This window comes from Haloferax sp. s1, from assembly GCF_058382125.1.
Genome location: NZ_JBZRPK010000572.1, coordinates 1 through 7888 on the forward strand (window position 1 = coordinate 1; position 7888 = coordinate 7888).

The following is a 7888-nucleotide window of genomic DNA, read 5'->3' on the forward strand; positions in this document are numbered from 1 at the left end:
CAGTATAGCCGCGATTCTGCAGTTCGGAGAGCAGATTGACCGTACTCGCCGGGCTGTCGAGACCGAACGCCGTCCCGATACCGTCGTCGCTCGGTGGGTAGTTGTGGAGGACGACGGCGACCTTCTTCTCGTCGTTCGGCAGGTATCGAAGCTTCGCCCAGTTGACCGCGAGTCGTGCCACGTGGTCGATGCGGTCCTCGATGGGGAAGTGCTGCTTCGGCGCGCTGCCAACGCCCGCTTCGTCTTCCATTCGCTCTTTTCCACTTATCGGGTGGGTGATGACGTTCCCGTCGAACTCGGGCAGCGAGACCGAAAGCGCGAGTTCGAAGCCCATAACGCCCGTATCGCTGCTCTCGTACCGAGAGCGAGACCGCATCGTCGTAATCGCCTGCAGGACCGGCACGCCGAGTTCCGTAAGGAAGACATCTTCCGCGTTGGCTCCCTCGTCGGCCGCGTCTCGGCCCCGCTCGCTCATCGACAGCGAGAACATGAACGAACTGACGACAGCGTCCACGAGCGGGCCGTCGTCGTCCGAGAACCAGTTTCGGGCGACCCACTCGGCGTTTTCTTGTCCTTCCTCGTCGGTCGCCGGGTTACAGAACGCGGGCAGGACGTTCACGCCAAGCGATTCTAACCGCTCGACCAGTGCATCGATGTACCGCGTGTTCGCGTGCGTCCAGTGTGACTCGTAGAACCAGATGCCAACGGTCGGGCTTTCGGAGTCGAACGTATCGAGGAGTTCGTCGTACTCAATACCGGGGTGGTCGGGGTGATAGACACCTTCCGTCGGGAGGCTGACCGGGTCGTCGACGGTCGTGTCGAAGTCGTCGTACTCGGCGGCGAGGAACCGACAGAGGTTCTCGATGTTGACGACGCCGCCGCGTTCGAGGTACTCGTACGCCCGCTCCCGGTCGCCCTCGGAAACCGTCGTGTCTCGAAGCGCGAATGCATCGCCTGTGGCTTTGACGACCAGCGGGACGCCCGCGTCGGAGAGACGCTCTACCGCGTGGTCATAGCCGGGCATGCTGTCCTCCGCGCCGTGAAGCCAGAGCACGACCGCCGTCGCTGACTCCACTTCGTCGATGAACGCGTCGACGTCGGTCACGTCGTCGAGGTCGCTCGAAGAACGGACGACGAAGTCGATTCCGTCGAGCCGTTGTGCGGCCTGCTGTACCGCCCCCAACTCGTTTTCGGTCGCCGTGTACAGACCAATCGTTGGCATCTTTTGATAAAGCATTATTGCCCTACTACAAGTAAGGTTTCATATCTCATGACTACGCAGACGCTCCCGTTCCCTGCTATTGTTGGGCAAGAGGAGTTGAAACGGGCGTTGCTGGCCGTTGGCGTCAACGACGAACTCGACGGGCTTCTCGTTCGTGGCGAGAAGGGGACGGCGAAATCCACAACCGTTCGGGCACTCGCCGAGTTACTGCCAAAGCAGAAGGCGGTTGCGGGGTGCCCGTACGGGTGCCCGCCGGACGACCCGGCGCGACAGTGCGAATCGTGCCGCGGGCGCGACGACTTCGACGTCGAGACGCGTCCAGTTCCGCTCGTCACCCTCCCGCTCGGGGCGACCCGCGACCGCGTCGCCGGGACGCTCTCGGTCGCCGACGCGCTCGATGGTGAAGCGTCGTTCGACCCCGGACTGCTCGCCCGTGCGAACCGCGGTATTCTCTACGTCGACGAAGTTAACCTGCTGGACGACCACCTCGTCGACTTGCTCTTGGACACTGCCGCGAGCGGCGTCAACCGCGTCGAACGCGACGGTGTCAGCGTCGAACACCCCGCCGAATTCACGCTCGTCGGCACGATGAATCCCGAAGAGGGTGACCTCCGTCCGCAACTCCGAGACCGATTTGCTCTCCAAGCGAGTGTCGTCGGGAGCAGGTCCGTCGACGACCGCGTCACGATTATCGACCGGGCGCTCGAACGCGGCCACGACTCGGCCGAATCGTTCGACCCGTACCACGACGAGGTGGCGACGCTCAAACGCGACGTTCGAGACGCCCGCGACCGACTGGCGACCGTCTCTCTCCCTTCTGATTTCAAGGTCGACATCGCCGAACTCTGTCTCGATGCGGGCGTCGAGGGACACAGAGCCGATATCGCCATCGCTCGCACTGCTCGAACCCTCGCCGCGCTCGACGGCCGAACGAAAGTCATCACGGGCGACGTTCGCGAGGCCGCGGCGCTCGCGCTCCCGCACCGACTCCAGAATCGCCCGTTCGACGATGCCCCCGACGCCGACGACATCCTCGACGACCACTTCGACGACGAAGACCAAGCGGACGGAGACACAGACGAAGGCGACCAGCAAGACGATAGCACGGAGCGTGAGGATTCGGACGCGGGAAACGAAGAGACAGACGCTGACAGCGAGGAGAACACTGGCAGCGAAGGCGACGAAGAGGGAGAAAGCGACGAAGAGGGCGACACCGACAGTGGTGGTGACGACGATTCCGACCGCGACCCGAAGCAACAACCCGACAGCGAATCCTCGTCCGACAGCGAGAACGCGACCGATTCGGGCGGGGTCGAAACGACGCGAGACGGTGACAGCGACGACGACCACGGGGACTCGCCGGACTCGGACTCCGATTCGGGGTCGGAACCCGACGATGACGACGACGAAGCGCCCGAAGCGACGCCGCTTCTCCCCGGCCAGCAACGAGCAGCGATTGGGAAGACTGACGAACCACCTATCGACGACACCGACCTCCAGTCTGACACACCCGGTGGCGGAACACGGGTCGCCGTCGGTGAATCGCGGCACGGACGCGGGTCGCGGGTCAGGACCGAACCCGCGACGACCTCGGACGACATCGACGTTGCCGCATCGGTCCGGACGGCCGCATCGAACGGTCGAACCAGCGTCACCGAGGCGGACCTCAAAACAGCCGTCAAACGAGGCTCTGCTCGGTCGCTCATCGTGTTTGTTGTCGACGCGAGTGCCTCGATGCGCTCCGCGATGCGCGAGACGAAAGGGACCGTTATGTCGCTTCTCGAAGACGCCTACCAACAGCGAGACGAAGTCGCGTTCGTCGCCGTCGCCGGCGACTCGGCCGAGGTTCTGCTCCCGCCGACTAACAGCGTTACACTCGCGGCCCGGCACCTGAAGGAACTCCCCACGGGCGACCGAACCCCGCTTCCCGACGGCTTGGACGCCGCCCACCGACTCGTCACGCGCGCCGAGACAGACTCGTGTCTCGTCGTCGTCGTAACCGACGGCCGAGCGAACGTCGCCGACGGCAGTCCAACCCGGGAGACTCGGTCGGCGGCGCGGCAACTCGCAACCAGCGATGCATCGGTCGTCGTCGTCGACGCCGGAGACGACGGTATCGGCGTGACCGACATTCTCGTCTCCGAGACGAACGGACAACGGATTTCGCTCTCCGAACTCTCCGCAGAACGAGTGGTCGACGCCGCGAAATCTGCCCGCGAGAAATAGTGCGGCGGTAGCCGGTGCGGGGCGGGTGACTTACTACTTCTTCGACTTCGATATCGCCCGCGTGTTGAGTCGATATGCCCCGTGAGTGACGCCTTCGTCGTGGTATTCGACGGGTTCTTCGACCACTGCAAGGACGTCGCCACCGATTGCTACTGCCGTCGGGATTCCCGAGACTGAGGATGTCTCGACGTGTCCCGATTCAGCGTCGAAGACGTGGACTCCGTGGGTCTCTGCGCTCCGTCGTCGGAAATTCTGCGCCGACGGGACGACGACGCGCTCACCGATTGACTCGACACCCCGAGCGAACCCGCCGGAGTCGTACGCCCACCGTTGTTCGCCGTCTTTGACCCCGAACACGGTGTGTTCCTGTGGGTGTCGCCCGTCCGGGTCGCGCGTCGATTCGGCGAACGTGTTGCCCGTCACGAAGACGACGCCGTCGTCGGCGACACACACGTGATTCGGATAGGCGTACACCGTTTCGCCGTCGATAGTTTGCTTCGTCGCAAGGTCGACGCGCCACCGTTCACGGCCATCGGAATCGAGCAAATAGCCGCGCTTGTCGCCGTGACAGGAAACGGCGATATCGCCGTCAGCAGCGAATGCAACATCCCCGACACGGCGCTCCGCGTCGACTTCCGGGTCCCACGTCGTGATTGGGTCTCCCGTTTCGCTGTCCAGTACGACGAGACCGTCTTGCTCGGATTTCGGGCATCGGTTGTATGCGACGGCAACGCGTCCTCCTTCGGTGTCTAACGCGATTGGAGACGCGCTGACTCGGTAGCGCCACTGGAGTTCGCCGTCGTGGTCGAATCCGAAGACGACGCTCGTCCAGAGCCGCTCTTTTCCGTCCCGTTCGTATCGTCTGGCGGCAGCGACAACCCGGGTTTCGGTGACCGCGACATCGACGATGTAGGGGAGGAAGAAAAGCGAGTCTTTCGTCGCGGTTCCGATGTCGTCGGTCGTCGCGTACTCCCAGCGTTGCTCACCCGTCTCAGGGTCCAAGACGCGCAGGATTCCGTCTCCCCCGCGCTCGCCGACAACGAGGCAGTCGTCGGTTGCGGCCATCGACACGATTCGGTTTTCGCCGCTCGTCGACCAGCGTTCGCCGTCTTCGAGGTCAGAACCGAACGCGGCGATACGGCCGTCGGCCGTGCCCACGAACACCTGTTCGTCGGCAGCGGCGACTGCTGAGCGAGCCCAATTGTGGCGGCTTGCTGCGGGCTCTAGGTCTCCCAAGTCGTGTCGGTTCAGGAAGTCGGTCATCGCGTCTTACTCCTCGATTGGGAAGGTGTCGTGGAGGTCGTGGTGCGCCTCGCCGAGGTCTTCGAGGAACGAGTCCGTCTGGTCGCGGAGACGGCTCAGCGACCGCTCGGCGTCCCGAACGGCGATAACGCGCCCGCGAAGATAGCCGGATTTCGGGTCGTCGTTCGGCGTCTGCGTCGCCTCCTCTTCGAGGTCTACGAGCGCGGCGTCGAGATGCCGTTGTGCCTCGTCGAGGGTCGAGGCGTTTGCCAGCGCCTGTATCGGCCCGGGTTCGTCGAGGTAGCCTTCGAGTTCGGCTTCGGCGTGTTGTTTGACGCTCTCGTCTGTGGTTCCGGTGATGTTCATCAGTGCGAGTCGGAGTGCTTCGAGTTCAGCGCATGCCATGGTTAGAGTGATTGGTGTACGAGGTCGGAGACGATGCGGTCCCGTTCGAGGTGGGACGAAACGATGCGTTCTGTGTCGTCGGGCGTCACGCTCCCGTACCAGATGCTGTCGGGATAGACGGTGACGATGGGACCGTCGCCGCACTGGCCGAGACACGAACTGCGCGTGATTCGGACATCGCAGTCGCCCGAGTTCCGCGCCTGCTGTCTGAGTTGTTCGAGCACGGTGGCCGCGCCGCTTGCGGCGCAGGTCTGGTTCGTACAGACGGCGACGTGTTTTTCAGGGGCGTCGTGGACGTGCGGGTCGTCGTCGACGTCGCTCCGGTCGGCGTGTTCGGCTTGGTGGACCAGCGAGCGGAGCATCGCGCGAGCGCCGCCTTGGTCGTCTTCGTAGCCCGACAGTTCGACTTTGTACTTGCAGGTATCACACGACATCTCCACGCTCCCCGAGCGCGCTTCCTGACAGCGGTCGACGAGCGCATCGACGAGTCGGTCGTCGGTTCCGAGCGGTCCCGACGCACCGGCGCGGACGTACGGGTACTCGTCGTCGAACGTCTCCGTCTTGTCGATAATTCGCTGCGTCAGCACGCCGTCGCCGAGCATGTACGGGAGGACGACAACCGCATCGGGGCGGTCTTTTGCGACGGTGTGGAGCGTCTCTTCGAGGCGCGGCGAGGTCACGCCGATGAACGTCGATTCGACGCGCGTGAACCCCCTGCCTTCGTACAGGAGCCGAGCCAGTTTGTGAACGTCGCCGTTCGAGTCCGGGTCGCTCGACCCGCGGGCGCACAGCACGACTGCCACGTCGTCGTCATCTCGGTCGACGCCGAGGTCAGCTTCGACCCCGCGAACGCGGTCGTCGAGCAGGTCTACAACCGACGGGTGGATGCCGAGGTGCGACCCGAAGTGGAAGGTTACGTCGTCGTACTTCGTCCGGGCGACCTGGACCGCCATCGGAACGTCGTTTTTGACGTGGCTCGCAGCGAACAACGACAACGGAACGACGGTCAACGTCTGACAGGTCGGTGCCAGCGTCTCGATGGCGTCTTCTATCGACGGGTCGGCAAGCTCGATATACGCCGCGTCGACCGGAATCGACAGTTCCGATTCTAGCTTGGCGGCGAGCGTCCGAACCTGTTCGTTCGACTTCTCCCGGCGGGACCCGTGTCCCACGAGGAGAATCGCGTCGTCGTCGAGTGATAGCTGCTCAGTACTCATTAGTTCTGGGCCTGTTCGAGGCTTCGCGTCAGTTTCCGCCGACGCGTCGGTGCGAACAGATTCGTCTCGTCGCTTCCGTCGTAGACCCACGTTCCGAACGGGGCCGCGGCGTCATCGTCGAGGCCGAACCAGTAGCCACCCGAGGAGGTTTCGCTGATGTCGCCGGTCGGCGCGTCGACCGGGCAAGATTCGAGTAGCCCGTCAATCGTCTCCAGAAGGGTTCGGTCGTCGTGGACGAACGAGATGCCGACCGTCCCGCTGGACGATTTGAAACAGACGGTCCCGCAACTTTCGAGCAGTCCGCGGAGGAGTTGCTTCCGGTACTCGTCGAACACGTCGAATCGGTAGCCACCCGCGTCGTCGCCGACCGGAAGCCCGAACGCACCGGTCGCGCTTTTGATGATGTCGCCTTCGACTGTCACGAGATACTCGTCTTTCGTCCGGGTGACGGAGGTGTTGTGCGCGTAGGGCCGCTCGGTCACCTGCTGGTCGATGTCGCCGCCGCCGGCAATTGCCGCGACGCGGTTCGCACACGTCTCGTCGTTCGTTCGGACCGTGACTGTATCTGATTCGATGTCGTCACTACCGGCGACGTGGCCCCACAGGTAGGCAGTTTTGGGTGCGCTCTTCAGGAGGTCAGCCGCTGGTTCGACGTCGGTGTCGCTCATGTCTCTCCCTCCCGAACCGTAATCGCGCCGGGTGGACACGCTCGCGCCGCAAGGTTCGCATCCTCGATGTCGCCTTCGACGGTCGCAACGACTCTGTCTTTCTCGTCGTCACGCGCAACCTCGACCACGCCCGCTGCGTCCGCATCAATCGTTGCGAGTCCCATCTCGTCTTCGACGAATCGCTCGTCGCGGGTGAGACACGCGAAGATGCCGTCGCAGGCCGCTCTGTCGATTTCGATTTCGAACATCTCAGTACTCGTATTTCTGTTCGTAGCCGCGGGGCGTCACCATGCGGTCGTCCCACACGTACGTCTCTTCGTTGCCGACGAGCAGCGTCGTCGTCATGTCCACGAGGTCCGTCTCACCGAGTTCGAGCAGGTCCTGCAGTTCGACGATTTCCACTCGTTCGTCCTCACGACCCGCGCCGTGGACGATGCCGACCGGCGTCTCTGGGTCGCGGTGTTCGAGCAGAATCTCGCAACACTTCTCGTAGTTCGACCGCCGCTTTCGGCTCCACGGGTTGTAGATAACGATGGTGAAGCCCTCTTTCGCGGCCGAGTGCAGACGCGACTCGATTGTCGGCATCGAGGTCAGGTGGTCCGAGAGGCTGATGGTAACCGTGTCGTTCACTAGGGGCGCGCCCAGTCGCGCAGCACACGACTGCGCGGCGGGAACGCCGGCAACAACGTCGAAGTCGACCATGTCAGCGGTCGCGCCCTTCGATTCGAGGATTTCGAGCGCGAGTCCGGCCAGCGCGTAGACGTTCGGGTCGCCGCTGCCGACGATTGCCACGTCGTTTCCGGCGAGCGTCCGGGCGATTGCCTCTTCGGTTCGGGAGACTTCACCGCACCTCGGCGGCGAGTAGATGTCCTCGGCACCTTCCCCGATGTCGGCGGGGAGACGGTCGG

Annotated in this window: 8 protein-coding genes; 1 reads left to right on the top strand and 7 read right to left on the bottom strand. The window is 63.7% G+C overall.

Annotated features, from left to right (window positions below; all coding sequences use genetic code 11):
• Window positions 1–1222 (bottom strand): cobaltochelatase subunit CobN (locus QT222_RS10775; protein ID WP_491477178.1); only part of this gene is annotated, 1222 nt, incomplete at its 3' end.
• 48 nt (window positions 1223–1270) lie between these two features.
• Here QT222_RS10775 and QT222_RS10780 point away from each other — a divergent pair.
• On the top strand, window positions 1271–3448 hold the full coding sequence (locus QT222_RS10780; RefSeq protein ID WP_491477179.1) for an ATP-binding protein: 2178 nt from the start codon (window positions 1271–1273) through the stop codon (window positions 3446–3448).
• Window positions 3449–3481: 33 nt separating this feature from the next.
• Here QT222_RS10780 and QT222_RS10785 read toward each other — a convergent pair whose 3' ends face one another.
• From QT222_RS10785 to QT222_RS10810, 6 genes are all read right to left on the bottom strand, one after another.
• Window positions 3482–4711 carry an outer membrane protein assembly factor BamB family protein gene (locus QT222_RS10785; protein ID WP_004056389.1) on the bottom strand — a complete coding sequence of 410 codons (1230 nt, stop codon included), beginning with the start codon at window positions 4709–4711 and terminating at the stop codon, window positions 3482–3484.
• A gap of 6 nt (window positions 4712–4717) precedes the next feature.
• The gene (locus QT222_RS10790; protein WP_004056388.1) at window positions 4718–5095 is read right to left on the bottom strand and encodes a DUF3209 family protein; all 378 of its coding nucleotides are present in this window, start codon (window positions 5093–5095) and stop codon (window positions 4718–4720) included.
• A gap of 2 nt (window positions 5096–5097) precedes the next feature.
• Complete coding sequence (locus QT222_RS10795) at window positions 5098–6312, bottom strand: CbiX/SirB N-terminal domain-containing protein (protein WP_004056387.1); 1215 nt, start codon at window positions 6310–6312, stop codon at window positions 5098–5100.
• Complete coding sequence (locus QT222_RS10800) at window positions 6312–6980, bottom strand: hypothetical protein (RefSeq protein WP_004056386.1); 669 nt, start codon at window positions 6978–6980, stop codon at window positions 6312–6314. The genes QT222_RS10795 and QT222_RS10800 overlap by 1 nt, the downstream gene beginning before the upstream one ends.
• The gene (locus QT222_RS10805) at window positions 6977–7228 is read right to left on the bottom strand and encodes a ferredoxin (RefSeq protein WP_004056385.1); all 252 of its coding nucleotides are present in this window, start codon (window positions 7226–7228) and stop codon (window positions 6977–6979) included. Before QT222_RS10805 ends, QT222_RS10800 begins: the two co-directional genes overlap by 4 nt.
• Window position 7229: 1 nt before the next feature.
• On the bottom strand, window positions 7230–7888 hold a 659-nt coding region (locus tag QT222_RS10810; protein WP_491477180.1), incomplete at its 5' end, for a precorrin-3B C(17)-methyltransferase.